A 24,720-nucleotide genomic window follows, 5' to 3' on the forward strand; every position below is an offset into this window, starting at 1 on the left:
TCACGGATCGGGCAAATGGCGTTTCAGATGGTGAAATATGCGGTGCGAGTGGGTAATCAGGCCGATTGGCTGTGCTCGCACGCCGAGGGGGTCGTTTCGGCTGGACATCGCGGATGCGAGACTGGTCGAATGTTACGGATCGGCCTCACCGGAGGCATGGGAGCGGGCAAGTCGACGGTGGCGCGGATTCTCGCCGAGCTCGGCGCGGTGATCGTCGATTCCGATGTCATCGCCAGGGAGGTCGTCGAGCCGGGTACTGCGGGCCTTGCGGCGTTGGTAGCGGCGTTCGGGCCCGACATCCTCGCCGCCGACAGCAGTTTGGACCGGCCCGCGCTGGCGGCCAAGGCATTCGGCGGCGACGATGCGCGCGCGATGCTGAATTCCATTCTTCACCCATTGATCGGTAAACGAACCGCGGAATTGATCGCCGCCGCGCCATCGGATGCGATTCTTGTCCAAGATATTCCGCTATTGGTCGAGAATGGTATCGCGCCGCTGATGAATCTCGTATTGATCGTGGATGTGCCGACAGAAATTCGGATACGACGTCTGGTGGAATTCCGCGGCGTTTCCGAATCGGATGCGCGGGCGCGTATTTCGGCGCAGGCCACCGACGAACAGCGGCGCGCCGTCGCGGATGTGCTGTTGGACAACAGCGGCGCGGCGGGGGAGATCGATCCGGTGGTGCGGCAATTGTGGGCGCAACGGCTGGTGCCGTTCGAACACAACCTGCGCACCGGAACGCCCGCGCGACGGAAAGAGGTGCGCGTCGTCCCCGCGAATCCGGAGTGGGCGGCGCAGGCGCAGCGACTGATCGCGCGGCTGTGGGTGGCGTGCGGTTCGGCGGCATCGCGGATCGACCACATCGGCTCGACCGCAGTGCCCGGCCTGCCCGCCAAGGATGTGATCGATCTGCAGATCACCGTCGCGGATCTGGCCGCGGCCGATGGGCTGCGGGATGCGTTGGGCGCGGCCGGGTTTCCGGTCCGGCCCGACAATACCGTGGACAGTCCGAAGCCGACGGCCGCGGATCCCGAAGGCACCGATACGGCGTTGTGGGCCAAGCGGTTTCACCAGAACGCCGATCCCGGACGGCTGGCCAATGTGCATATTCGGGCCGCGGGCTCACCGGGGCAGGAGTTCGCGCTGCTGTTCCGGGACTGGCTGCGTGCCGATCCGGCGGCGCGGGCCGAGTACCTCGAGGTCAAGCGCGAGGGCGAGGCCAAGGCCGCCGGGCTGACCGGCGAGGCCGCGACGCTGGCGTATCTGGATGTCAAGGAACCGTGGTTCGAGGCCGCCTACGACCGGGCATCGGCCTGGCGCGGCGGCGTCGAACACTGATCCGCTCCAGACCTTTCGACGGGTGTTCGTCGAGTCGATCGAACCGGGCGTCCCAGAATTTCCGTTACCGCCGGGTCGACCGGGTGTCAGAGCCAGGTCAGCGTGATGTCGAGGGTGGCGAGCCAGCGATCCAGCGAGTAGCCGTTGGTAGCGATGCCGTCGATGGCGATGGCCGCGTGTTCGATGGCGGCCTGGGCCTCGGCGAGGCCGATCAGGCCGGCGGCGTGCGCGGCGAGCAGTTCGTCCACATCGAGTAATTCGGTCTCGCGCTCCGAGCGCACCACGATATCGAGGTAGTGGTCCACCGACTTCCACCTCTTCGGCTCCACCTGGGTGAACTCGCCGAGGTCGACGTAGTAGTCCTGATCGCGTCGGTGTGCGGGGTGATAGTGGAAGACCGTCACCCGAATGGAAAGTCCGGGCAGCAGCCACGATTCGATGTAGTGGAACTGTGGGTGATCCGAGGTGCGCGCCATGTACAGGCCCCACGGTTCGGTGCGGTAGCGCTCGACCGGCCGGACGAAGCCCTTCGGGTCCGTGTTGGTCAGGTCGGCGATGTTGAAGTATTCGACCTTCGGCCTGTGCACGTCCACTGATGGTGCCTGTGTCATGTACACAGAATCTACCGCCGTCGCGGCGCGGTCGAGCAGTTTGGCGACCCTACATCCAGGTCAGTGTGATCTCCCGGGTGGCGAGCCAGGATTCGACCTCGTGTCCGTGCGCGGCCAGACTCGCCAGCGCGGTGGTCGCCCGGTCCAGTGCGCGATGTGCGTGGTCGGTGTCGATCAGACCGGCCGCATGCGCGGCCAGCAGTTCGTCGACACCGCGCAGATCGGCCGTGCGACCGTGGCGCACCGCGATCTCCAGGTACTGGTCCATGGACTTCCAGCGCTTCGGCTCGACCCGGGTGTACTCGCCGATGTGCAGGCAATAGTCCTGGTCCCGATGGTGTCCGGTCTGATAGTGCGCGATCGTGACGCGCAACCACAGCTCGGGCAGCAGCCAGGTCTCGAGGTATTGGATGCGCGGGCCGTTGACGGTGCGCGCCACATATAGGCCCCATGGCTCGACGTGCACGCGGTCGATCGGCCGCACATAGCCCTTGGGGTCGGTCATGGTCAGCTCGGCGATATTGAAGTGTTCTACCTGGGGTCTCAGCTGGGTGGTCATCGGTGGTCCCGGTGCGACGGTAGTGGTTGGCTGGTGCACGGGCGTGAGCCCGCGGAAGTCACGTGCGACGTAACCGGCGATTCCGGTTACAGCGGGCGCGGCGGCAAGCAATGGAATCAGAGCGCTCATAGCCTCATCCTCAGGTCCGACAACCAAATTAGGTTACACCTGGAAGAGGCTCTGTGCCGTTGCCATCCGTGGGACGAATCTCGTTGCGGCAACGGACATTTCGGACAGGTAACAGATCGTGCATCGGCGCTGGTGTGGAACGGTGCGTTAGATCGCGGAACGGCTGTCCGATCGTGATGAATCGGCTCGGTGCGTGGGTAGATTCATCGGCTCAGCTCGTGGTGGCTCGGCCGGCTTTGCCGCGACTCATCATGAGTACGGCGTCACGCCGACTCATCGCGCCGAACGGTGAACCACTTGTCGCGGTCTTCTGGCCGAAGATCCAGGTGGGCCCGTCGGCGAGGTGGTCGAGTGCCTCGCGCGCGACGTCGTCGGGATCGGCGAGGTCACCGGCGTGTCCGCCGACAGGGTCGAGGACGCGGTGCATGGACGGGGTGTCGGTCGCGCCGAGCACGAGCCCGAGGACCTCGACGCCGCTGGTATGCCATTCCGCCCACAGGCCCTCGGCCAGGATGAGATCGAAAGCCTTGGTCGCACCGTATGCGGCGAGCATGGCGCCACCAGCCCAGGCCGCGCCCGAGGTGACGAGCACCATCGCGCCTCGTCCGCGCGCCACCATCGGGGCGCCGAACCGGTAGGCCGCTTCGAGCACGCTCGCGCAGTTGCGGTGTACCAGGTTCAGATGGGTGTGCAGGTCCTTGTCGAGGAATGCGGCACTGCTGTCATCGCCGCCGGCGTTGTAGACGAACAGCCCGATCTCCAGGTCGGCGGTCGCGCGCTCGAGGTCCGCCATGGCCTGCGCGCCGGCGAGGTCGAGCACGACCGTACGAACCTCGACGCCGTGCCGAGCTCGCACCTCGTCGGCGAATGCAGCCAGCACCGGCGCCCGCCGTGCCACTAGTACGACGTTCATGCCCCGGGCCGCCAGTGCGTGCGCGAATGCGGCTCCGACGCCGTCGGAGCCGCCAGCGATAACGCCCCACGGCCCATATTTGCTGGTCAGAGTGGTCATTGTGCGACTTCCTTTGATTTCGGTGCGACCTGTTCGGCGTCCGGGGCCAACATGTCACGGTGTTCGGCGGTGCCGTCGAGATTGGCGTTGATCCGTTCGGTGATGCGCCAGCCCTGCGGTGTGCGTATCCAGCGCCAGGTGTTCGCCGAGACTCGGGCAACCCAGAAGCGCCCGGCGTCGGCGTCCCAGCGGATGTTGAGCGCATAGCTGCGGCCGGTCGCCTGGTCGCCGTCGAGTACGACGTGCGGCACGGTCAGCACGTGCCCGCAGCCGTCGCGGATCAGGCTCTGGTGGCCGTCGCCGTGGACCATCGCGGTGATGTCGTCGCGGCCGCGCATCTGTAGCTGGGGAACGGCGTCGAAGGCGCCGTCATCCGTCCATAGCGCGGCCGCGGCGGCGCCCGCGCCACTGTCCACAGCGGGCCCGTACTGGGCGACGAGCTGCATGATCTCGAGCTGGTCCTCGAGTACTTGGACCCGGGCCGCCAAAGTGTGGACCATGGCGCGAAGTTCGTCGGTTTCCTTCATTCTTCGTTCTTTCGCTGCGTTGCGGTTGGCCGAGATTCAGGGCACGACCACGATGCGGGCCGGTCCGTTGGCATCGCGCGCGGCGGCCAGCGCCGCGGGCACCTCGTCGAGCCCGACGGTGCGACCGAGCATCGGGGTGACGTCGAGGCTGCCGGAGCAGACCGCCTCGAACGCCTCGTCCCAGTGGGCCGGTAACGGGCCACCGCCGAACTGGATATTGAGGCCCTTCCGCTTGGCGGTCATGGTGTGCAGACGGTCGCCCTCCGGCGGGCCACCGACGGAGTAGATCCTGGTGCCGCGCCGGCAGCCCTTGATGATCGAGTCGAGAACACCGGGGACACCCACACATTCGAAGACGACGCACCCCGGCGGGGCCACATTCGCCATCATCTCCCGCATCGACGCGGCCGGCCCCGCGGCCACCTCCCGCCAGGCTTGGAACGGCGCGACCTCGGCCGGATCGACGACCACATCGGCCCCCATGGCGCGGGCGGTCGCGCGTCGCGAGGCGACGAAGTCGACCGCGACGATCGGGCCCGCGCCCAGGCGTGCGAGATAGGCGATCGCCGACAGGCCGATCGCGCCGCAGCCGATGACCAGTGGTATCTCCGTCGCCGCCACCTGGGCTCGCGCGGCGGCCGACCAGCCGACCGAGATCGCGTCCGCGATGCAGACGATCTCGCTCGGGAGCTGCGATGCCACCACCCGGGCAGCGGACGCGTCGAGCAGGAAGTATTCGCCGAAACCGCCTGGTGTCTCGGGGTTTTGGCCGATGATCTTGCGGCCCGTCGGGGTGGCCAGCACCGGTAGCGAACTCACCCGGGTACCGATGGGGATGCGGCAGTCGGTGCCGGGGCCGTAGTCGGCGACCTCGGCGCAGTATTCGTGGCCCATGACGATATCGACATCCTGGTCGTAGGTCGCCATCCCACTGTCGTCCTCGGCGCCGGCCTCCGGATGATCCATGAAGTGCAGATCCGACGCACAGATCCCACACGCGAGCGAGCGGACCAGCAATTGGCCAGGACCGGGTATCGGGTCATCGATGATCCGGGTCTCGACGGTCCCATCACGCAGCACTGCGGCACGCATCGCTATGTCCTCCTTGCGGGTACGGCACACATTCCGCTGTGAACCTTAGCCGCTCAGCCGACGTTATAGAAGGCGTTCTCCTAAAATATAATAGGAGTCAACATCCTGTAATTATCGGTTCGGAGTCGCTGACACAGCCCGTTCGTGCTGGCCAGTACCATCGCTGGCATGGCAGACTCTCCGCGTCGCCCGGGTCGGCCGGTCGACACCAGCATCAACGAAAGGGCCTTGGCGGCAACGCGTGCGCTGCTTGTGGACAGCGGTTTCGAGGCGACGACGATCCAGGCGGTCGCGGCGCATTCCGGGGTACACGCCTCGGCCATCTACCGACGCTGGCCGTCGCGGATCGAGTTGATCGAGGAGGCCGCCTTCCCCGCGCCGCGGCCGATGAACGTCACGCCGACCGGTGATCTCCGCCGCGATCTGCGCCGGTTCATCCGCGGCTATGTAGCCGCCTTCAGCAAACCGGAAGCACGGGCGGCCGCGGCCGGCCTGCTCGCCCACCACCAGACATCGAGGGCCCCCGGACAGCCCGAGGGGTACCTCCGGGTATCGGCACGGCCGCAGTTCCACCAAATCCTGCGAGCAGCACCCGAGGACAGCGTCGATCCCGCGGTGGACCCCGACGACGTCTTCGACATGCTGATCGGCGGCATCTGGACGCGCATCGGGATTCTCACCGTCACCTCGCGACGTCGTCCCCTGGAAGCCATCGTGGAAATGACCGTCCGGATACTGCGCCCCTGCGGTGGTTAGTTTCATACGTGACCAGCGGTGCCTCAGCGCATTTGGTCTCGCCACCGGATCATGTACTCGAGGTCGGTGAAGTCGTATCCCGCCTCCGTGGGATGAATCTCGGTGGTGAATAGGGCCACGATCGGCAGAATCCTGCGTACCACTGCGGTTTCGGGCGAGCTAGGTCGGCGGCGGGAGCTCGAACGACGCGATGAGATGGCCGATATCGCGGCGGCGGGAGTTGGCCGGCCACACGACCCAGGTGCGGCGCACCACGGGCTGGCCGACCAGCGGAGACCATGTCATGGTGGGAGGTAGCGGTTGCAGCCCGCTCTCCGGTGCGAGCGCAAACGCCTGCCGACCGAGCCGACTAGTGGGCCATCAGCCTAGCTTATGGCCCAGGTTGCTACTGCGCTGTTCGGCCGAGCCGGTCTGGCTCTTGCATCGGCATATGAATTGCTAATGACGGCCATAAGCTGTGCGCGCGGCGGTGTGTGCGGGGTTGGAATCAAATAAGCACCCGCCTTTGCTGATTGCGCTGTCAGGGTCCACAGATTCTCGTCAAGGAGGAAGGTCCGATGGCAGACACTCTGGAAAACTCGACCGCATTGGTCACCGGTGCCACCGCCGGAATCGGCCGCGCGATCGCGCGGCAACTCGCCGGGCTCGGCGCGGAGGTCGTGGTGCACGGGCGCAGCGCCGACCGCGGCGCCGCCGTGGTGCAGGAGATTCACAGCGCAGGAGGTAAGGCACGCTTCGTCGCGGCCGACCTCGCCGATGCCGACGACGTGCGCCGGCTCGCCGTTGAGGCGGGCGCGGTCGACATCCTGATCAACAACGCCGGCATCTATAGGTTCGGCGCGACCGCCGACACCGACGATGCGTTCTTCGACGAGCACGTCTACGTCAACCTGCGCGCCCCCTACATCCTGGTGCAGCAGCTGGTACCGGGCATGGCCGAGCGGGGCAACGGCGCTGTCGTGAATCTCAGCACGATCGCCGCCGCCATCCCCGCCCGGCAAGGTGGCATCTATGGCGCCACCAAGGCCGGCATCGAGTTGCTGACCCGTGTCTGGGCCGACGAGTTCGGCCGGTCGGGGGTGCGCGTTAATGCGGTGCAAGCCGGGCCGACCGAAACCCCCGGAACCGCGGTCACCCCCGGGCTGACCGATGGTCTGGGCGCCCTCACCGCCCTGGGGCGGGCCGCGACCGCCGACGAAATCGCCAATGCGGTCACGTTTTTGGCTTCTCCGGCCGCCGGCTACATCAATGGCGCGATCCTGCAGGCCACCGGCGGACAACTGGCGATCGCCCCGTAGCGCCAGGCCAGGTCGACCGGCAACAGGACGCGCGATATGGCAAGGCGGGACTTCGAGTGACACCCGAGGTGCGACGCACCAATGGCAGACAAGCGCACCGACAGCAGCGAAGTCCCCAACCGGCTGGCCGTCATCGGCGGGCCGCGAATCTGTCGGTGGCTGGGCTTAGGCTGGTGAGCATGGCATTCGCAACCGAAATCCCGGCGGAAGGCTACGAGGACCGGGGCACCCCGCTGGCGCATTCGGAGTTCCGGCCGGTCGGGGAGATCGAGCGGGCCGATGGGCAGTTCCAGGTCGTCAGCGAACACCGGCCCGCCGGTGATCAGCCCGCGGCCATCGCCGAACTCGAGCGCCGGATTACGGCGGGCGAGCGCGATGTGGTGCTGCTCGGCGCGACCGGCACCGGGAAGTCGGCGACCACCGCATGGCTGATCGAGCGGCTGCAGCGCCCGACGCTGGTGATGGCGCCGAACAAGACTCTCGCCGCGCAGTTGGCCAATGAGCTGCGAGAGATGTTGCCCAACAACTCCGTCGAGTACTTCGTCTCGTACTACGACTACTACCAGCCCGAGGCGTACATCGCGCAGACCGATACCTATATCGAGAAGGACAGCTCGATCAACGACGATGTCGAGCGGCTGCGGCATTCGGCCACGTCGAGCCTGCTCTCGCGCCGCGATGTCGTGGTGGTGGCGTCGGTGTCGTGCATCTACGGTCTCGGCACGCCACAGTCGTATCTGGATCGGTCGGTGCAACTGGAGGTCGGCACCGAGATCGATCGCGACGCGTTCCTGCGGCTGCTGGTCGACGTGCAGTACACCCGCAACGACATGTCCTTCACCCGCGGCTCGTTCCGGGTGCGCGGCGACACCGTCGAGATCATTCCGTCCTATGAGGAACTCGCGGTGCGCATCGAGTTCTTCGGTGACGAGATCGAGGCGCTGTACTACCTGCATCCGCTGACCGGCGATGTGGTGCGGCAGGTCGATACCGTCCGGATCTTTCCGGCGACGCACTACGTGGCGGGTCCGGAGCGGATGGAGCGCGCGGTCGTCGATATCGAGAAGGAACTCGAGCAGCGGCTGGCCGAGCTGGAACGCCAGGGCAAGCTGCTGGAGGCACAGCGGCTGCGGATGCGCACGCAGTACGACCTCGAGATGATCCGCCAGGTCGGATTCTGCTCGGGTATCGAGAACTATTCGCGCCATATCGACGGTCGCCCGGCGGGTTCCGCGCCCGCGACGCTGCTGGACTACTTCCCGGAGGACTTCCTGCTCGTCATCGACGAGTCGCATGTCACCGTTCCGCAGATCGGCGGCATGTACGAGGGCGATATGTCGCGCAAGCGCAATCTGGTCGAATACGGCTTTCGGTTGCCCTCGGCCGTCGACAACCGGCCGCTCACCTGGGAGGAGTTCGCCGAGCGGATCGGGCAGGCGGTCTATCTGTCGGCTACCCCGGGTCCCTACGAACTCGGCCAGGCCGGTGGCGAGGTCGTCGAACAGGTGATCCGGCCGACGGGTCTGGTCGATCCGCAGGTGGTGGTCAAGCCGACCAAGGGCCAGATCGACGATCTGCTGCACGAGATCCGGCAGCGCACCGAGCGGGACGAGCGGGTGCTCGTCACCACGCTGACCAAGAAGATGGCCGAGGACCTCACCGATTATCTGCTCGGGCTCGGTGTCCGGGTGCGATACCTGCATTCGGAGATCGATACGCTGCGCCGGGTCGAGCTGCTGCGTCAGCTGCGGCTCGGCGAATACGACGTGCTGGTCGGCATCAACCTGCTCCGTGAGGGGCTCGACCTGCCCGAGGTGTCGTTGGTGGCGATCCTGGACGCGGACAAGGAAGGGTTCCTGCGCAGCAGCACCAGCCTCATCCAGACCATCGGCCGCGCGGCGCGCAACGTCTCCGGCGAAGTGCACATGTACGCGGACAAGATCACCGACTCGATGCGGCACGCCATCGATGAGACCGACCGCCGCCGGGCCAAGCAGGTCGCCTACAACGAATCGATGGGCCTGGACCCGCAGCCGTTGCGGAAGAAGATCGCCGACATCCTGGATCAGGTGTATCAGGAGGCCGATGACAGTGAGGTCGCCGTCGGCGGTTCGGGCCGCAATGCCAGCCGCGGCCGCCGAGCCCAGGGCGAGCCGGGACGGGCGGTGAGCGCGGGGGTGTACGAGGGCCGCGATATCAAGTCGATGCCGCGGGCCGAATTGGCGGATCTGGTGAAGGAACTCACCGCGCAGATGATGAACGCGGCGCGCGAACTGCAGTTCGAGTTGGCGGGACGGCTGCGCGACGAGATCGCGGACCTGAAGAAGGAACTGCGCGGGATGGACGCCGCGGGGTTGAGTTGAGCGGCGGCGTCGTTCGACGCCGCCTGGCTCGAGGCGGGGCGAGCCCGTCAGCTTTGGGTGGCCAGCCATTCGTTGACGCGGCGCTCGGCCTCTTCCCGGGAGACGTTCTCCACCTTGGTCAGGACCGCCCAGCGGTGGCCGAAGGGGTCGATCACGACGCCGAAGCGGTCGCCGGTGACGAAGGTCTGCGGCTCCTCCGCACTGCGGGCGCCGTTCGCGATGGCGCGCTCGATGACCGCGTCGACATCGGGGCAGTAGTGCACGATCGAGGTGTGCACCCATTCGCCGTTCGGGGCGAGGACATTGTTGTCCGGGATGGGCATGCCCATCTGCAGGGTCGAGTCGCCGATCTTCAGCTCGGCGTGCGCAGGCTGGCCGTCCGGGAGGTCGTTGCGGCTGATCACCTCGGCGCCGAAAACGTTGGTGTAGAACTCGATTGCCTTGTTGCCGTCGGGGACGGCGAGGAAGCAAGTGATGGAGTGGTAACCTTCGGCGATCGGGTTCACGGTTTCGGTATTCGTTGTTTCGCTCATGCCGATAAGCCTCGTCGATCAGATCGCGGGGGTCTTGTAAGAAAGCGACAGCGGTGAATGAGCACGTGCCGGTTCCGGTGCCCGCACCCGATGATGTGAAGGGCATCCTGCATCCGGACGAGCAGGCCAGGCATCGGTCGTTGGCACGCTTGTCCGCCGGGCCCGAGGCAGGGCGGTTCGTGGACTGGTATTGGTCGGTGCGCTGGGATCTACGGGGGCGGCCGCCGTATTACGCCGAGGTGCTGCCATATCCGTGTGTGAACGTCACCTTCGAACGCACCGAGACCCGCACCGGTGGTTTCGTCAACGGCGTGTGCACGACGAAGTTCGTCCGCGAACTCAGTGGGGCGGGGGAGACCTTCGGGGTGCGTTTCCGCGCGGGCGGGTTCGGCGCGTTCACCGGGCTCGATGTCGGTGCGTTTCGCGACACCGCGGTGGAACTCAGCGCGGTGCTGCCCGAGGCCGCCGACCTGACCGAGCGCGTGCTCGCCGCGCCCTCGGATGTCCAGCGCCGCAGCATTGTCGAGGATTTCCTGGTCGGCCGACCGGCCGTCGAGGATCCCAACTATCGGCTGGTGCTGCGCATCGTCGCCGCCATGGCACAGGATCAGGAACTGACCAGAGTCGATCAGCTCACCGACCGGTTCGACATCCCGATCCGCACCCTGCAGCGGATGTTCCGCCGCTATATCGGCGCCGGACCGAAATGGGTGCTGCGCCGATACCGGCTCCAGGACGGCGCGGATCTGCTGGCGCGCGGCCGCATCGAAGATCTGGCGGCGCTCGCGGCCGAGTTGGGTTATTTCGATCAAGCGCACTTCTCCCGCGAGTTCACCGCGGAGGTCGGAATGGCGCCACTGGAATACGCCAAGAATTCGCTACGCTCCCGCAACGAGGTCACTTCGAAGGTTATTCCGACCACAATGTAGTTACTGGACCGATCGCGTTCGACCAGCCCAGTGTGGGTCGGAAATATGGCCGTCCCGCATCAGCAAAATGAGGGAGTTGGACATGGATGTCGTGGTGTTGATCGGACGAGTGCTTTTCGTCGTGTTGTTCTTGAGTTCGGCCGTCGGGCACTTCACGCAGACCGAGGCGATGGCGGGCTACACCCAGAGTCGCGGTGTCCCGCAGCCGAAGGCGGCGGTGCTGGTCTCGGGTGCGCTGCTCGGGCTGGGTGGGCTCAGCGTGCTGCTCGGTGTGTGGGCGGATCTGGGGTCGCTGCTGCTGGTGGTCCTGATGCTGTCGACGGCGTTTCTGATGCACCAGTTCTGGCGGGAGACCGATCCGCAGGCCAAACAGGGCGAGATGATCCATTTCAACAAGGATCTCGCACTCGCCGGTGCGTCATTGATGTTGTTCGCGTTCTTCGCCCATGTCGACGAACTCGGATTGACCATCACCGGACCGCTTTTCACCGGTCTGTAGATCCGATCGTGTTCGATGTCGATCGCGCCGATATCGGGAGTCCCAATGGCGTGGTGGGCATTTTCCGGGCAAACCGAGCCCCATCACGGTAACTGCGGAACCGGATGGATGGCGTCGGCCCGGCCTGGTACGTTCTTCGCGCACCAGGTCGGGCCGGCGTTCCCGCCGGGTAACGGCAATGTTCGGCATATGTGATGAATATCCCAGGGGGACAAGAACGTTCGCTCCGGTTGTGATGGATCACAAGTCGCGGATCCCGAAATTAGATCCGCCCAGGTCGCAAAGGCCCTTCCGGCATTCGCCAGGTGAACCGGCTTCGGTAAACCCGGAACTCCCGAGTGTGATGTGTTGCGATTTCTGTTATTTCCGGCGGATTTGCCGCTAGGGTCGACCCCAGTCGCCGCGCTGGTGCCACGACTCCACCAGTGGCACCGGTTCAGGCACCCGACCACCAGAATGTTGGAGGAGAGACCGTGAGGGAGCGAAGCGAGCGAGCCGAGGGCACAGCGCCCCAGGCGGGCATGCCGGAGCCGAGCGTCAGCGAGGTGCAGGCACCGTGAGGGAGCGAAGCGAGCGAGCCAAGGGCACAGCGCCCCAGGCGGGCATGCCGGAGCCGAGCGTCAGCGAGGTGCAGGCATGACCGCCTACCGGACCATTGTCGTCGGTACCGATGGCTCGGACTCGTCGTATGTCGCCGTCGAAAAGGCCGCGTCGCTGGCCGCGGCCGCTGGCGCGACCCTGGTCGTGGCCTGCGCGTACTACCCGACCGACGATCGCGACGTGGCCGCTGCCGCCGATGTGCTCAAGGACGAGGCCTACCAGGTGCGCGGCTCCGCGCCGACCAACGAGATCCTGCGCACCGCCCGGGACCGGGCGACCGCGGAGGGAGCCGAGGAGATCGTCGAGCGGGCGATCGTCGGTGAGCCCGTCGAGTCGCTGCTGGCGCTCGTCAAGGAGGTCGAGGCCGATCTGCTGGTCGTCGGTAACCGCGGGCTGAACACCCTGGCCGGGCGACTGCTCGGCTCGGTCCCTTCGGACGTCGCACGCAAGTCGCGTTCGGATGTGCTGATCGTGCACACCGTCAGGTAAGCAAGCCAGTACGACAGCCGCACATTCCGCCGAGAAGGGGAATGTGCGGCTGTCGTTGTTTTGCGCGAATGATCAGCCGAGTGCGCTGAGCACCGCCGGTAGCTCGCTGGTGTGCACCACCCCGAGTCGCTGGGTCGCACGGGTCAGCGCCACATAGAGGTCGTTGAGCCCCCGCGGCGATTCGTCGAGGATCCCCTGCGGTTCGACCAGATAGACCGCGTCGAATTCCAGACCCTTGACATCGTGCACCGTCAGGACGCGCACCGATTCACCCGCCAGCGCGGAGAATTCCTCGACCAGGGCGTGCGGCGTGATGACCGCGGTGGTGCCCGGACCTTCCTCGCCCGCCACCAATCGTTTGACCTCCCCGAGCAATTCGCTGTCCGAGACCGCGTATGCCTGTGGCGGAACTCCGGTTTCGCGTACCGAACGCGGAACCGCCGCATCCGGGTCGATGGCGGCGAGCACATCGCCCGCGACCGCCATGATCTCCGCGGGTGTGCGGTAGTTCACCGTCAGCTCGGTGCGCTTCCACCGTTGTGCCACATAGGGTTCCAGCATCCGCTGCCAGGACGACGCACCCGCCGGATCACCGGTCTGCGCGACATCGCCGACCACGGTGACCCACCGATTCGGGATCCGGCGCATCACCATCCGCCAGGCCATCTCCGAGAGTTCCTGCGCCTCGTCGACGATCACGTGGCCATAGGTCCAATTGCGATCGCCCGCCGCGCGTTCCGCGGTGGTCTGCCGGCTGCGCACATCCTGACGTTCGGCCAGCTGGCTGGCGTCGATCAGGTCGTAGGCCATCAGGATCTCCGGATCGAGTTCGTCCTCGAGATCCTGTGGCGCGGAACCGGTCAGGATGTCGAGTGCATCCTGGGCCTCGGCCAACTGGGCCCGCCAGCGGCGGCGGGCGCGTTCGCGCTCCTCGGTGTCGTCGATGCCGAGCAGTTCGGCCAGTTCATCGAGCAGTGGGGCGTCGGCGGCGCTGAACTCGCCGTTGTCCGAGCGCACCAGTTCGGCGCGATCGTCCGGATCCACTGTGCCCGCGGCCCGGTCGAGTCGCTTCGGGTCGGCGAGCAGGTCCGCGAGCACCTCCTGCGGCGACAGGATCGGCCACAGCCTGCCGATGGCCGCCTGGATCTCCGGATCGGCGCGCATCTCGTCCCGGATCTCGGCCAGATCGGTTCGGCTGAGCAGGCTTTGGCCGCCGGACAGATCCGCGCCCATGGTCTGGGCGAGTTGTTCGGTGAGCGCGTCGATGACCGCGGAGGCGAACATCGGGCGGGCCAGATTGTGCGGGCGGCGCGATGAGCGCGCGCGGCCGCGGGACTTGGTGGCGATCTTGCGGTCGAGGGTTACCGGGTAGCCGTCGAAGCTCAGCCGGATCGGTTCACCCGGCACCTCCTGACGGTCGCGCACCGCCTGCTTGAGGACCTCCAGCATGGCCAGCGACCCCTTGATCGCACCGGCTTGCAGCGAGTCCTCGCGGGTGGCCTTCACCCCCGGATACAGATCGCCGATGGTGGACAGCAGCACACCGGTCTCACCGAGGGAGGGCAGCACCTGGCCGATGTAGTCGAGGAAGGTGGCGTTCGGGCCGATGATCAGCACGCCGCTCTTGGCCAGCTGCTGGCGATAGGTGTAGAGCAGGTAGGCCGCGCGGTGCAGCGCGACGGCGGTCTTACCGGTGCCGGGACCGCCCTGCACCACGAGCACGCTCTTGTGCTCGGAGCGGATGATCGCGTCCTGCTCGCTCTGGATGGTCTCGACGATGTCGTTCATATGCCCGGTGCGGGCGGCGTTGAGCGCCGAGAGCAGCGCGCTCTCACTGCCGACCCCGCCCTCGCCATCGGTGACGCCCGCGCGGTGGGCCGCGTCGAGATCGAGGTATTCGTCGTTGATGGCCGTGACCCGCCGGTTGCGGGATCGGATATGTCGACGCCGGATCACCCCGTCCGGGGCGGCGGTCGTCGCCAGATAGAACGGGCGGGCAAGGGGCGCACGCCAATCCAGCAGCAGCGTCTCGTAATCGTCCTTTTCATCGAGGATGCCGAGCCTGCCGATATAGCGGTATTCGGGGTCCTGGTCCCCGTTCAGATCGATGCGGCCGAAACAGAGGCCGTGTTCGGCGGCGTCGTATTTGGCCAGATCCTCGGTGTAGAGCTGGCTGAACGATTCGCGTTCGGTGCGGGCCTGCGGGGTGCCACCGGTTTCCAGCAGGACGGTGCGCAGCCGATTCGTGGCGTACTCGCGCATACCGTCGAGTCGCTCATAGAGCACAGACAGGTATGTCTGCTCCTGGTCGATCTCGCGGTTCCGCTCGGGTGCGCCGTCGTGTGCGGCACGGTCCTGAGTGAGGCGGTCGGGCAAACTGAACTCCTTGTCACCGCGATGAGCCGGTGCACACGCAGGTCACGGTGCACGCGAACGCTCGGAAAACAGAGTTGTCGAGTCTACTGCTGGTTCGGCGTGCTCGCTGTAACCGCAGGTAGCGGGTCCATGGCCGGGTCGTCCAGGACCGGTTGGAAGTGGTGGACATCGGGAAACGGATCGTAGAAGTGGTGCAGCAGCTGCTGCCAGCGCTGGTATCCCGCGGACCCGCGGAAACCATCAACATGATCCGCCAACCGCTCCCAGCCCACCAGCAGCAGATATGTGTCGGGCGTCTCGAGGCACCGCGACAGTGACAGTGACCGGAACCCCGGCATGCTGGCGATGGCCGTAGCGACTGCTTGCAGGTCGCTCGAAATGGTCGGCCGGGCTTCGGCGAATGCGGCCTCGAATTCGTCGGCCCGATCGGGACGGACCGGCAGCAGTGCGTGTTCGATGATCATGAAAAACCTTCAGGAAGCGTGGGTGTTGTTCGGCCTGCGGCCCAAGCCGGCGCCTTCGTGTCCGGCGGGCTTGGCGCGGTACATCGCCAGATCGGCGTCGTGCAGCACCGCTTCGGGCGTGCGGTTGTCGCCCTCCTCGAGTTCGGTGACGCCGATCGAGGCGTTCACCTCGATCCGGTGCCCGCGCGCGATGATCGGTTCGGCCATCGTCGAGCGCAGCCGCAGGACGAGGGAGTCGATATCGACCCGCTGGGTCCGCCCGGACAGCAGCACCAGGAATTCGTCGCCGCCGAGTCGGCCGACGAGATCGTTGCCGCGCAGCGCGCGCTGCAGCCGCTGCGCCACGATCTGCAGCACGGTATCGCCGATCGCGTGGCCGAGGGTGTCGTTGATCGCCTTGAAGCCGTCCAGGTCGATGAACAGCACCATCGAGACCGGCAGGTCCTCGCTGGTGGCCAGCGCGCCGGCGAGCTGGGACAGGATCAGCGAGCGGTTGGCCAGTCCGGTCAGCGAGTCGTGCGTGGCCTGATACTCCAATTGCCTTCGGCTGGCACGGAATTCGGTGATATCGGCGAACGACGACACCGCGGGTGAGTCCGGGTCGCCCGGATTGAGTAGCCGTGAGCTGCCCGACAGCCAGCGCCGCTGACCGTCCTCGCGGTCGACGCCGAAGATGTAGCCGGTGATCGTTTCGCCGGTCGCCAGGGTTCGCGCCACCGGATGCCGGCCCGGCGGCAGTGGCTGGGCGTTGGCGTCGAGCAGTACCAGCGGCAGTTCGTGGATGGTGGCGCCGACCAGCGCGCCGGTGCGGCCGTCGGTGCCGAAGATCCGCACGGCCGCTGGATTGGCCGATTCGATGCGGCCGTCCCGGTCGATCACCACCACGCCCTCCTCCAGCTGCGAGACGACGGTGGTGAAGTGCTGTTCGGCCCGCCGCTGCGCGGCCTCGGCGGCGCGCTGGGCGGTGAGATCGTGGATGACCACCTGATAGGCGAGGTGGTCGTGCCAGGCGGTGAGCACCGAGACCGTCTCGACCTGGACGATTTCGCCGTCCACCCGGATCAGCGACATCTCGGTGGGATCGGAAGCGGAGCCCGAGTTGGTCAACTGGCGGATGCGGTCCAGCATGCCGGGCACCGACCTGGGATGGACGAAGCTGGTCAGCGGCTGGCCGATCACTTGGTCGGCGTTATCGGCGGCCAGCAAACGCGCGGTGGCCTGGTTGGCGTAGACGACGGTGCCGCGATCGTGCACCACGATTCCGTCCGGGGTGTGCTCGACCAGGGACCGATAGCGGTGCGCCAGTTGCTCGGCGTCGACTGCGATGTCTGCCTTGTCCTGATCCACTAGAACCCCCGATCATCGACCCAATCATGGCCATTGGAACATGGGATTATTCTGGTATCGACGTGTACAAGATCACACCGTCGACGCTATTGCTTCGATCACAGTTCGGGCAATTATCGGGCGCTACCTCATGATCATTACAAATCCCGGAGCTGTGAACATTCTCGAGCCGAACGCTGGATCGGCCCGGGGAGCCGGTGAAGGAGCGATGCCATGCCGGGTACCAACCCGATCAGTGAACAGCACTATCAAGATCATATGACGATTGCCGGGATCGGTGCGGTCACCGGGTACGGCTGGGGTCGCGAGACGTTGTGGCATGGGCTGCTGAGCGGTAAGACGGCGGCCACGCTACAACCTGGCTACGGCTCGGGTCGCGATGAGCAGGCCTGGGTATCGGTAGTGCCCGACGGCGGCGACCCGATAGTCAGCAACAGCCGGTACGGGCGCGCCACGCACGAGTCGGCCCGCGAGGCGATCGCCGATGCCACCGCACGCGGCTGGCGGCCCGGCCGCACCGTCGGGCTGCTGCACGCGATCGTGCTCGGCGATGTCGCCAACTGGCGCGACTTCTACACCGTCGACCACGGCCACCGCCGCTCCCGCGACTACATGCGACTACTACCGTCCACGCCGATCTCGGTGCTGATGCAGGAATTCGGCTTCCACGGCCCCTCGATGAATGTCTCCGCGGCGTGCAGTTCGGCCAATGTCGCGTTGATCACCGCGAAGCTATGGCTGGACAGTGGGGTCGCCGACGACGTCATCTGCGTCGCGACCGATATGTCGGCCACGCCGGATATGCTCGAGCACTTCGTCCGGCTGGGCGCCGCGGTCGGCGACGATGATCCGCTGTCTGCCTGCCGACCCTTCCAAGAGGGCAGCCGCGGATTTTGCATGGGGGAGGCCTCGGTGACGTTCGTGCTGAGCCGCTCGGTGCAGCGGCCCTATGTCGAGGTGCTCGGGGGTGGTATGACCAATGACGCCTACCACGTGGTGTCCGTCGATCCGGGGCATGCGCAGATCTTCGATTGCGCGCGACGAGCGTTGGCCGATGCCGATGTACGGCCTGAGGAGGTGCGCTATTTCAATGCGCACGGCACCGGTACCGAGCAATGTGATGTCGCCGAGCGGGACCTACTAGCCCGGCTGTTCGGTGATCGACCGCAGGTCTATTCGTTGAAACCGCTGGCGGGGCATTGCCAAGGGGCGGCGGCGGGGGTCGAGGTGGCCGCGGCGGCGTTGGGATACGACCGTGGGGTCGTGCCCGCCGCGCCGATCGTCGCGCCCGCGCATCCGCGGTTGCTCGATGGTCCGACGCCGTGCGAAGGGGGCGTGACGGTGAAGCTGTCGCTCGGTATGGGGGGACATAATTCGATGTTGGTGCTGGGTCCGGCGCGTTGAGTGGGTCCGGCGCACTGAGTGAGCTCGGCGCGTTGTGTCAGGGCAGCGGCACCGACCAGCACAGCCGTGTCCCCGGCAGGTTCGTGCCCTCCGGCTCGTACGCCGGTCCGATGGTGAACCGCCCCTCGGACTTCTCGGCCCGCTGCTCCAAATTCCGCAACCCGCGGCGGATCACGTGATTCGGAATGCCCCAGCCGTCATCGGTGACCACGATGGTCAGATCGTCGGCCACGCTGATCTCCACCGAGACCGTCGCCGCGCCGGAGTGCCGCACCGCATTGCTCACCGCCTCGCGCACCACCGCCTCCGCGTGATCGGCCAGCTCGGCCTCGAGCACCGACAGCGGACCGGTCACCTGGACGGTGGCGCGCAGCGGCGCATCGGTGGTCTGCTGGCGCACCGCGTCCTCGATCCGCTGCTGCACCCGGATGCTGCTGCCGTTACCGCCGTGCAGATCGAAGATGGAGGTGCGGATCTCCTGGACCACCTCCTGCAGATCGTTGATGACCGTCGAAAGGTGCTGGCGCACTTCGGGAACCTCGGCCCGCGGCACCGCGCTCTGCAGCGTGAGGCCGATGGCGAACAGCCGCTGGATCACATGGTCGTGCAGATCGCGGGCGATGCGGTCGCGGTCGGCGAGGATATCGAGCTCGCGCATCCTGCGCTGGGTTTCGGCCAGCTGCATGGCCAGTGCGGCCTGATCGGTGAAGGCGTTGGTCAGCTCGACCAGCTCGTCGGAATAGGGCGGTGAGCCGATCGGCCGCACGGTGACCAGCGCGCCGAGGGCGGCGTCGGGCGTGCACAGCGGCAGGATCAGCGCGGGTCCGACATCGTGCAGCGGCACGCCGAGATCGATCAGCGCGGCATCGTCGAAACGCAGCGGTGTGCGGCGGGTGAAGGACTCACCGAGCGCGGTGCCGTCGGCGTCCACCGTCAGCCCGTCGAATCCATTACCGGGACCCGACCATTGGGTAATGATCAGTTCGGTCACGGTGCCGAGTCTGATATCGGCGACCGCCGCGCTGGCGAGGAACGATTGGTGCGATCCGGTGAGGGTGCGCGCATGGTCGACCACGTGGGCGAGTACCAGATCGGGTTCGGTGCCCGCGAGGAATTCGGTGGCGATATCGCGGGTGGCCTCGATCCAGGCCTGTCTGGTGCGTGCCGACTCGTAGAGCCTGGCGTTGTCGACCGCGATACCGGCCGCGGCCGCCAGCGCCTGCACGAGTACGTCGTCGTCCTCGGTGAACGGCTGGCCGTTGGCCTTCTCGGTCAGGTAGAGGCTGCCGAAGACTTCGTTGCGGATGCGCACCGGCACGCCGAGGAAGGTGTGCATCGGCGGGTGATGCGCCGGGAACCCCACCGACGCGGGGTGCTTCGACAGCTCGTCGAGGCGTAGCGGCTTGGGTTGGGAGAACACCTCGCCGAGCACGCCGTGACCGGCGGGCAGCCGGCCGATGCGTTCGCGGGTCTCCTCCGCGATGCCCTCGTCGAGGAACTGGGTGACCTGCTGTTCGTGGCCGCGCACGGCCAGTGCGCCGTAACGGGCGTCGACCAGACTGGTCGCGGTATGCACGATGGCGCGCAGGGTTTCGTCGAGGTCGAGGCCGGAGGTGACGGTCAGCATCGCCTCGACCAGGCCGTCCATTCGGTCGCGCGAATCAATGATCAGCTCGACGCGTTCCTTCACCTCGGATAGGAGCTCCCGCAGGCGCAGTTGCGACAGCGTGTCGCGCACCGAATAGGGGCCGCTGCCCAGCTCTTCGGTCATGTCGGCATCCTGTTCTGGTCGGCGCTCAACAGCGCCCAGCCCAGTCTAGTTGGCGGATCGAGGACTTTCGGCCCTGTTCGTGGCGGCACAGCGGTGATGGCATAGGTCGCACCGGGAATAGAAAGTAGGGGTGTCCTATGAATTCGCCGTTGCGTTCGTCGGAGCTGTGGGCAACCGCCGCCGATCCCGAATTGGCCGTGACCACCCGGGGCGCGGTGCCACCCGCGGATGTGACCCGGGCGGTGCGGGGGATCGGTCGCGTGCTGCGCCGGTATCACCTCGACGCGGCGGCACGGGTGCGGGTGACCGCACCGGTGGACGCGGACGAACCGACGTTGGTGCAGGCCAACGTGCGCATCCAGGACACCCCGACCCGGGTGCAGGTCACCGGTCCGCGCGGCTTCGCGGTGACCTTCGCCGTCGAACGGCTGGACCGTCAGATCGCCCGGCTGGCTACCAAACAGTCACGCGAGTGGCCCGATCCGGCGCGCCCGCCCCTGGCCAGGGTCACCGAGCCGCGTCCGATCGTGCGGAGGAAGCACTGCGCGCTGCTGACCGGTACGCCCGCCGAGGCGACGGCGGTGATGGACGCGATGGATTACGACTCGTATCTGTTCATCGATGCCGAAACCGGTGAGGACGCCCTGGTGAGCTGGGCGGATCCGATGGGCGTTCGGTTGGCGCGGCAGCGCAGCACCAGCGCGCCGCAGGCTCCGGTGGAGGTGGCGCTGACGGTGAATTCGCTACCGCTGATCATGAATTCGGATCCCGCGCCGACGCTGATCGAAGAGGCCGCGGTGACCCGGCTGTGCCGCAAGGGTTTGCCGTTCCTGTTCTTCACCGACGCGGACAGTGGGCGCGGCAGGTTGCTGTACCGCCGCTACGACGGCGACCTCACCCTCGTGATTCCCGCCGGTATCGGCTAACCCTCGCGAAGGCGGGAGGCCAGCACCGCGGCCTGGGTGCGCCGCTCCATGCCCAGCTTGGCCAGTAGCCGGGAAACGTAATTCTTGACGGTCTTCTCGGCCAGGAACATTCGCGCCGCGATCTGCCGATTGGTCAATCCCTCGCCGAGCAGCGCGAGTAGTCGCCGTTCCTGTTCGGTGAGTCCGGCGAGCGGTCCGTCATTTTCGGTACTGTTGCGCAGCCGCGCTTTGAGGGCGGTCGCCGCACGGTTATCCAGGAGTGAACGACCCGCGCCGACTTGTTTGATCGCTTCGGCCAATTCCATGCCCTTGATGTTCTTCACGACATAGCCGCTCGCGCCCGCCAGGATTGCGTCCAGCATGGCGTGCTCATCGGTGTAGGACGTCAGGATGAGGCAATGCAAATCGTCGATTTCGGCGAGCAGATCGCGGCACAGTTCGATGCCGTTGCCATCGGGCAGTCGTACATCGAGCACGGCGACATCGGGGCGCTGCGCGTGAATGCCGGTCATGGCGGTGGCGACATCGCCCGCCTGGCCGATCACCGCCAGCTCCGGATCGTTCGCCAGCAGGTCGATGAGGCCGCGCCGGACGATCTCGTGGTCGTCGACGAGGAACACTGTGATCACGCGACCTCCTGTGTCGTGCCGGGGGTGAACGCCCCGCGATAGCGATTGTCCTCCCCCGACAACGTATCTCGTCGCGCGGTGCGCCGGTATGTCGGAAACGACAATTTCGAATAATACCCACTCGAATTAAACCGGCGGGTACCAGCGAAACACCGATAGAAACCGACCGCTCGAAAGTTGGTGTGCGAATCGGCGTTACCGGTATGCTGGGGCCGAAAGTCATTCAAGAGCGCTTTGACAACGCGGCCTGCGGGCCCACGCACAGTTAACTCGGACAATGACATATTCAGCAACTCTCGATTTCAGTAATATTTTCGGCCCACCCCGGACATGTCCGGGATGTGGCTCCGATGCCGTCGGTATCTTCGACGACCATCGGGATACCCTGTTCCATTGCGCGGATTGCGGCGTGCATTGGCGGCTCGCACACGGCCGCGCCATTCTCGAGGTCCGGCCATGAAGATCGGGCTGATCGTGCCACCGTAGGTGCCGGTGCCGCAGCCCGCCTACGGCGGCACCGAAGCGGTGGTCGGCGACCTCGCATCTGGTCTGGCCATGCTCGGACACGACGTCTACCTGTTCACCGTCGGCGACTCCGCCTGTCCGGTCGGCGGTCCAGGTGGCCAGGTTGGCGCGCCGGAAACTGGTGGTGATCACCAAGATCCACGAACCGGAGCAATGGCGCCATTACAATGAGCGCGTGCGTCCACTGATGTGCCCCGACGATCCCGAACCGCGCGCGCAGCGCCGGTTCGACCGGCTGCGCATGAGCCGCGACCACGAACGGCTGTACCGATGCATTCCGACCGGAGCGCGGACGAGCCGGGCCATGCTGCCCACGCCGGTCGCTTGACGAGTCCCTGGGGTGACGGAGCCGACCCGGGTGCGCCCCGGGCAGTCGCCGGGGTGACCCTGGTCGAAGGGTCGACGTTCTGTATCAGCGAGGACGGCGGCGTCATCAGCCCGAATCGCCCGGAGGGACTATTCGTTCGCGATACCAGGGTGCTGTCGCGGTGGCGGCTGACCGTCGACGGGTTGGCGCCGCAGGCGCTCACTGTTCAGTATGCGGAGCCCTACAGCGCGACACTGCTGGCCAGGACGCCGCCACCGCCCGGTCGAGCCGATAGCACCGCGCTGGTGACCGTGGGGCGTCATGTCGGCGACGGTATGCGCGAGGACCTTACGGTGCGCAATCTCTCCGGTGCGGCGATCAGCTGTGTGGTCGCGCTGGAGATCGACGCCGATTTCGCGGATCTGTTCGAGGTGAAGGAGGGGCGGATCGGCGACGGGGTGGTGGTCACCAACAGCATGGCGATGGCAGGCGGGATCGAGATCAGCCGGACCGATCTGGCGTTGGCGCTGACCGTGACCGCCGCCGGAGCCACCGCGATCGATCGCGAATTGCGGTGGCAGCTGGATCTTCCCGGGCGCGGTGACTGGTCGGTGTGCATTCAGTACCGGCCGACGCTCGGCTCGGTGCCGGTGGTGCCCCGGCATCTGTGCGGGAGTTCCCTCTCACACAGCGCACCGGCGCGGCGGCTGCGCGAGTGGTACCAGAATTCGCCGACCGTGCACACCGACGACGAGACGCTCGCCGCGGTATTGCAGCGCGCCGTTGTCGATCTCGGCGCCTTGCGGATCTTCGATCCAGGTCACCCCGAGCGGGCGGTGGTCGCGGCGGGCGCGCCGTGGTTCATGGCGCTGTTCGGGCGGGACTCGCTGCTCACCTCCTGGATGGTGCTGCCGCTGGACCGGCGGCTGGCCGTCGGCACGCTGCAGAGTCTGGCGGACTTGCAGGGCAACGAGATTCGTGCGGCGACCGAGGAGCAGCCGGGGCGGATCCCGCATGAGGTGCGGTTCGGACGGGCGGCGACGTTGCTGCTCGGTGGTGACACCGTGTATTACGGAACCGCCGATGCCACACCGCTGTTCGTGATGTTGCTGGGCGAGCTGCATCGGTGGGGATTGGATGCCGAGACGCGCGACGGGCTGCTGCCGCATGCGGATCGGGCGCTGGAGTGGATCGAGCATTTCGGTGATCTGGACGGCGACGGGTTCGTCGAATATCAGCGCGCGGCCGACCACGGGTTGGCGAATCAGGGCTGGAAGGACTCCTGGGACGGGGTGAATTTCGCCGACGGCACACTGCCCGAGGCGCCCATCGCGCTGGCCGAGGTGCAGGGGTACGTGTACGCGGCGTATATGGCGCGGGTCGCGTTGGCGCTCGACATGGACGATCACGAGACCGCGGATCGGTTCCGGGCCAAGGCGGCTGCGTTGAAGGCCGCGTTCAACAAGTCGTTCTGGTTGCCCGAGCGCGGTTGGTACGCCACCGGTTTGGATCGGTACAAGCGGCCGATCGATGCGTTGACCTCGAATATCGGGCACTGTCTGTGGACCGGCATCGTCGATGACGACAAGGCGGCGCGGGTGGCGGACCATCTGCTGTCGCCGGAGATGTTCAGCGGGTGGGGGATCCGCACGCTCGCGAGCAATATGGGTGCGTACAACCCGGTCAGCTATCACAACGGCTCGGTGTGGCCGCACGACAACGCCATCTGCGCCGCCGGGTTGATGCGTTACGGGTTCACCGAGCACGCCACCCGCGTCATCGATGGCGTCCTCGACGCGTCGAGACGATTCGGTTACCGGCTGCCGGAGCTGTTCAGCGGTTTCGACCGTGCGGAATTCGACGCGCCGGTGCCGTACCCGACCTCGTGCTCGCCGCAAGCCTGGGCCTCCGCGGCGCCGCTGCTGTTCACGCGGAGTATGTTGCGGCTGGAGCCGGGCAGTGGGTCGGCCTCGGTCGCGCCCGCGGTGCCGGAGCGGTATCTGCCGCTGCGGGTCAGCGGGTTGCGGGTCGGCTCGGATGTGCTCACGGTCACCGTGGACAGCGAGGGCTGGCAGCTGAGCGGAATGTCTGGAAAGTTGCGTCGATCCGAGGAATGACCTGGGCGGATGGTCCGTGGACACGGCGCGCGAGGAAACTTGTCGGTGGGTCGGCCTAGCATGGCGCTGGGGGTATCACGTCTGTTGGACCGACACGATCGAGAAGGGACCACCTG

Annotated in this window: 23 protein-coding genes; 11 read left to right on the top strand and 12 right to left on the bottom strand. The window is 66.5% G+C overall.

The features are described 5' to 3' along the window. Nucleotides 1–129: 129 nt before the first annotated feature. Complete coding sequence (gene coaE, locus OG874_RS04850; RefSeq protein WP_330253923.1) at nt 130–1,341, top strand: dephospho-CoA kinase; 1,212 nt, start codon at nt 130–132, stop codon at nt 1,339–1,341. Between the two features lie 86 nt (nt 1,342–1,427). Here the strand turns inward: coaE and OG874_RS04855 are convergent, their stop codons facing one another. The 5 genes from OG874_RS04855 to OG874_RS04875 all read right to left on the bottom strand — a co-directional run bounded on the left by OG874_RS04855 (nt 1,428) and on the right by OG874_RS04875 (nt 5,271). Beyond that, nucleotides 1,428–1,952, bottom strand: a complete 525-nt coding sequence (locus OG874_RS04855; protein ID WP_330253924.1) for a DUF402 domain-containing protein — start codon at nt 1,950–1,952, stop codon at nt 1,428–1,430. A gap of 49 nt (nt 1,953–2,001) precedes the next feature. Next, nucleotides 2,002–2,640: a DUF402 domain-containing protein gene (locus tag OG874_RS04860; protein ID WP_330253925.1), complete on the bottom strand. Its 639-nt coding sequence runs from the start codon at nt 2,638–2,640 to the stop codon at nt 2,002–2,004. A gap of 211 nt (nt 2,641–2,851) precedes the next feature. Then, nucleotides 2,852–3,652: an SDR family NAD(P)-dependent oxidoreductase gene (locus tag OG874_RS04865; protein ID WP_330253926.1), complete on the bottom strand. Its 801-nt coding sequence runs from the start codon at nt 3,650–3,652 to the stop codon at nt 2,852–2,854. Next, nucleotides 3,649–4,179 carry a nuclear transport factor 2 family protein gene (locus tag OG874_RS04870; protein WP_330253927.1) on the bottom strand — a complete coding sequence of 177 codons (531 nt, stop codon included), beginning with the start codon at nt 4,177–4,179 and terminating at the stop codon, nt 3,649–3,651. Before OG874_RS04870 ends, OG874_RS04865 begins: the two co-directional genes overlap by 4 nt. Nucleotides 4,180–4,215: 36 nt before the next feature. Continuing rightward, a complete protein-coding gene (locus OG874_RS04875; protein ID WP_330253928.1) occupies nt 4,216–5,271 on the bottom strand; it encodes a zinc-binding dehydrogenase in 1,056 nt (351 codons plus the stop codon). Nucleotides 5,272–5,439: 168 nt separating this feature from the next. Between OG874_RS04875 and OG874_RS04880 the strand changes: the two genes are divergently transcribed. Beyond that, nucleotides 5,440–6,027 carry a TetR/AcrR family transcriptional regulator gene (locus OG874_RS04880; protein WP_330253929.1) on the top strand — a complete coding sequence of 196 codons (588 nt, stop codon included), beginning with the start codon at nt 5,440–5,442 and terminating at the stop codon, nt 6,025–6,027. Between the two features lie 159 nt (nt 6,028–6,186). On the opposite strand, the gene OG874_RS04885 is transcribed toward OG874_RS04880, so the two are convergent. After that, nucleotides 6,187–6,312, bottom strand: a complete 126-nt coding sequence (locus tag OG874_RS04885; protein ID WP_330253930.1) for a hypothetical protein — start codon at nt 6,310–6,312, stop codon at nt 6,187–6,189. A gap of 302 nt (nt 6,313–6,614) precedes the next feature. Between OG874_RS04885 and OG874_RS04890 the strand changes: the two genes are divergently transcribed. Both OG874_RS04890 and uvrB read left to right on the top strand, forming a co-directional pair. Then, entirely contained in the window at nt 6,615–7,325 is a 711-nt protein-coding gene (locus OG874_RS04890; protein ID WP_442943285.1) for an SDR family NAD(P)-dependent oxidoreductase, read from the top strand. A gap of 179 nt (nt 7,326–7,504) precedes the next feature. Continuing rightward, the gene (gene uvrB / locus OG874_RS04895; RefSeq protein WP_330253932.1) at nt 7,505–9,688 is read left to right on the top strand and encodes an excinuclease ABC subunit UvrB; all 2,184 of its coding nucleotides are present in this window, start codon (nt 7,505–7,507) and stop codon (nt 9,686–9,688) included. A gap of 47 nt (nt 9,689–9,735) precedes the next feature. Here the strand turns inward: uvrB and OG874_RS04900 are convergent, their stop codons facing one another. Continuing rightward, nucleotides 9,736–10,221: a VOC family protein gene (locus OG874_RS04900; RefSeq protein ID WP_330253933.1), complete on the bottom strand. Its 486-nt coding sequence runs from the start codon at nt 10,219–10,221 to the stop codon at nt 9,736–9,738. 53 nt (nt 10,222–10,274) lie between these two features. Between OG874_RS04900 and OG874_RS04905 the strand changes: the two genes are divergently transcribed. From OG874_RS04905 to OG874_RS04915, 3 genes are all read left to right on the top strand, one after another. Next, nucleotides 10,275–11,150 carry a helix-turn-helix domain-containing protein gene (locus OG874_RS04905; protein ID WP_330253934.1) on the top strand — a complete coding sequence of 292 codons (876 nt, stop codon included), beginning with the start codon at nt 10,275–10,277 and terminating at the stop codon, nt 11,148–11,150. Between the two features lie 67 nt (nt 11,151–11,217). Continuing rightward, nucleotides 11,218–11,649 (top strand): DoxX family membrane protein, encoded by a 432-nt coding sequence (locus tag OG874_RS04910; protein ID WP_330253935.1) that lies wholly within the window; start codon nt 11,218–11,220, stop codon nt 11,647–11,649. 636 nt (nt 11,650–12,285) lie between these two features. Beyond that, entirely contained in the window at nt 12,286–12,738 is a 453-nt protein-coding gene (locus OG874_RS04915) for a universal stress protein (RefSeq protein WP_330253936.1), read from the top strand. A 72-nt stretch (nt 12,739–12,810) separates the two neighbouring features. On the opposite strand, the gene OG874_RS04920 is transcribed toward OG874_RS04915, so the two are convergent. From OG874_RS04920 to OG874_RS04930, 3 genes are all read right to left on the bottom strand, one after another. Further along, the gene (locus OG874_RS04920) at nt 12,811–15,114 is read right to left on the bottom strand and encodes a HelD family protein (protein ID WP_442943286.1); all 2,304 of its coding nucleotides are present in this window, start codon (nt 15,112–15,114) and stop codon (nt 12,811–12,813) included. Between the two features lie 83 nt (nt 15,115–15,197). Next, entirely contained in the window at nt 15,198–15,578 is a 381-nt protein-coding gene (locus OG874_RS04925; RefSeq protein ID WP_330253937.1) for an antibiotic biosynthesis monooxygenase family protein, read from the bottom strand. 9 nt (nt 15,579–15,587) lie between these two features. Then, nucleotides 15,588–16,925 carry a diguanylate cyclase domain-containing protein gene (locus OG874_RS04930; protein ID WP_330253938.1) on the bottom strand — a complete coding sequence of 446 codons (1,338 nt, stop codon included), beginning with the start codon at nt 16,923–16,925 and terminating at the stop codon, nt 15,588–15,590. A 213-nt stretch (nt 16,926–17,138) separates the two neighbouring features. Between OG874_RS04930 and OG874_RS04935 the strand changes: the two genes are divergently transcribed. Next, on the top strand, nt 17,139–18,329 hold the full coding sequence (locus tag OG874_RS04935) for a beta-ketoacyl synthase N-terminal-like domain-containing protein (protein WP_330253939.1): 1,191 nt from the start codon (nt 17,139–17,141) through the stop codon (nt 18,327–18,329). 37 nt (nt 18,330–18,366) lie between these two features. Here OG874_RS04935 and OG874_RS04940 read toward each other — a convergent pair whose 3' ends face one another. Further along, nucleotides 18,367–20,100 carry a sensor histidine kinase gene (locus OG874_RS04940; protein ID WP_330253940.1) on the bottom strand — a complete coding sequence of 578 codons (1,734 nt, stop codon included), beginning with the start codon at nt 20,098–20,100 and terminating at the stop codon, nt 18,367–18,369. A gap of 137 nt (nt 20,101–20,237) precedes the next feature. Here OG874_RS04940 and OG874_RS04945 point away from each other — a divergent pair, with 137 nt between their 5' ends. After that, nucleotides 20,238–21,026, top strand: coding sequence for a sigma 54 modulation/S30EA ribosomal C-terminal domain-containing protein (locus tag OG874_RS04945; protein WP_330253941.1), 789 nt, complete (start codon nt 20,238–20,240; stop codon nt 21,024–21,026). On the opposite strand, the gene OG874_RS04950 is transcribed toward OG874_RS04945, so the two are convergent. Next, the gene (locus OG874_RS04950) at nt 21,023–21,655 is read right to left on the bottom strand and encodes a response regulator transcription factor (protein WP_330253942.1); all 633 of its coding nucleotides are present in this window, start codon (nt 21,653–21,655) and stop codon (nt 21,023–21,025) included. The two genes, OG874_RS04945 and OG874_RS04950, sit on opposite strands and share 4 nt — an antisense overlap. 649 nt (nt 21,656–22,304) lie before the next feature. Between OG874_RS04950 and OG874_RS04955 the strand changes: the two genes are divergently transcribed. Further along, entirely contained in the window at nt 22,305–22,508 is a 204-nt protein-coding gene (locus tag OG874_RS04955) for a hypothetical protein (RefSeq protein ID WP_330253943.1), read from the top strand. After that, complete coding sequence (locus OG874_RS04960) at nt 22,505–24,604, top strand: amylo-alpha-1,6-glucosidase (RefSeq protein WP_330253944.1); 2,100 nt, start codon at nt 22,505–22,507, stop codon at nt 24,602–24,604. The genes OG874_RS04955 and OG874_RS04960 overlap by 4 nt, the downstream gene beginning before the upstream one ends. Nucleotides 24,605–24,720: the final 116 nt, after the last annotated feature.

Source organism: Nocardia sp. NBC_00565, assembly GCF_036345915.1.
In the GTDB taxonomy this organism is placed as follows: Bacteria; Actinomycetota; Actinomycetes; order Mycobacteriales; family Mycobacteriaceae; genus Nocardia.